Source organism: Pseudomonas avellanae BPIC 631, assembly GCF_000444135.1.
Taxonomy (GTDB): Bacteria; Pseudomonadota; Gammaproteobacteria; order Pseudomonadales; family Pseudomonadaceae; genus Aquipseudomonas; species Aquipseudomonas avellanae.
Genome location: NZ_ATDK01000311.1, coordinates 1 through 1,485, shown reverse-complemented (window position 1 = coordinate 1,485; position 1,485 = coordinate 1). Strand labels below are relative to the sequence as shown.

Here is a 1,485-nt window from a genome sequence, read left to right as displayed (position 1 = left end):
GGCATTGCAGGCTCGTATTGGTGTTGTGTGAGAACTCCAACAATACGGGCCTGTTCTCATAGGGATCAATAGGTTACGTCGAAACGGGAACAGACCCTAGAGCGTTGGTTGGAGGTGCGATTGCAGCGTGGCTGGGGGGTGTCTGGATCTGAAGATTTTCGCGGCCTACGCCCAAGCTCAAAACTCATTCTCAGCCACAAGGGGGAGGCGTTTGAGCTTGCATTCAAACATCGCATGCTCGACAGCGGGCCGGAGGTATACAGGTGCTGTGACACTCTACAACAGACGTTCAGCCTTTATCGTCAAGCGGGGATCGAGGGCGGATCGTCACACAGCGGTCGCCGCACGTTAGCAGCGAAGGTACTCGCCGCGACCGGCGATGTAGAGATGGTCCAAATCCTTCTAGGCCATGCATGTCTTGACCATTCCAAGCCTTATTTGAGCGTACCTATAGAGTCTGTACGCCGTGCATTTGAGGTGGCCTTATGATCGTAAGAAACGAAACTGGCGGGCGATATGTGGTCCATAGTAAACTGTGGAATTCGATTTTGTAACGGGGCTTAACCGATGGCTGATGCACCACTTTTAAAGCCAGGTGAGGTCGATTCAGAGCATTTTGCGCTTCTGTTGAGCGACACCAAAACCCGCGGTGAAAAGGTCATAGCTGCGCTGCATGACCACCTCGTTGGTGGCCTTTCTGCAAAGGAAGCTACTGACAAGTATGGCGTCACACCAAGCCAATTCTATAACCGGCTGAAGGGGATAAATGACAGGCATGCGTTCGTCTTCAATGCCAGTAAATTCTACAGATAGATATAGAATTTATCTTGATGATTCCATAGTTTAATGTAGAATATTGCTCATTGAAGAGAATTGTGAAACCGAAGGAGTGACGACATGGCCAGCGCCACGCTGATGCAGCTTTACACCGAGTACAACGACCGTTTGAAAGCCCAGGGCATCAAGCTGATCACCTTCTCCTGCCCGAACTGTAATGAGAGTGTCGAAACCCGCCCAGCGCCGAAGGGCGACACTTGGGACGCCCTTTCAGATTGCCCGCACTGCAATTCGATGTTCATGAAGATTACCAAAGGCAAGAAAGCTTTTGGCCTGATTCCCGATGGTCAGTCTAAAGCTAGTGCCAGGTCATTAATGCGGTAAGCAAGATTGCCTATTTGCTTGCATAGGCAATATTGCCTATTACAGAGTGAGAGGTGCACATGGACAATCGCACACGATATCTGCAACTGCTAGATACCTACGGAATTACTCAAGCAAAAAGCGCTGAGCTGATTGCAGCGGTTACTTCGCGCCCTTGCGCAGTGCGGACTGTTCGGTCGTGGCTCAACGATCCTGAAAAGCCCAGCTCAACACCGTGTCCCGATTATGCCGTTGCTAATCTGGAAAAGGCCATTGATTACATGCAGCGCTATGTGGCGCAGCGCACGCAGACCAAGTAGGAAATCGACCATGACCACTAGAACT

The 1,485-nt window shown here is 50.8% G+C and carries 3 protein-coding genes; all 3 read left to right on the top strand.

Annotated features, from left to right (window positions below):
* Positions 1–567 precede the first annotated feature (567 nt).
* Positions 568–813, top strand: a complete 246-nt coding sequence (locus tag DW49_RS1000000130530; protein WP_080892027.1) for a PapB/FocB family fimbrial expression transcriptional regulator — start codon at positions 568–570, stop codon at positions 811–813.
* A gap of 84 nt (positions 814–897) precedes the next feature.
* Positions 898–1,161 (top strand): hypothetical protein, encoded by a 264-nt coding sequence (locus DW49_RS0118905; protein ID WP_024421357.1) that lies wholly within the window; start codon positions 898–900, stop codon positions 1,159–1,161.
* Positions 1,162–1,220: 59 nt separating this feature from the next.
* Entirely contained in the window at positions 1,221–1,460 is a 240-nt protein-coding gene (locus DW49_RS1000000130525; RefSeq protein WP_044423057.1) for a hypothetical protein, read from the top strand.
* Positions 1,461–1,485 lie beyond the last annotated feature (25 nt).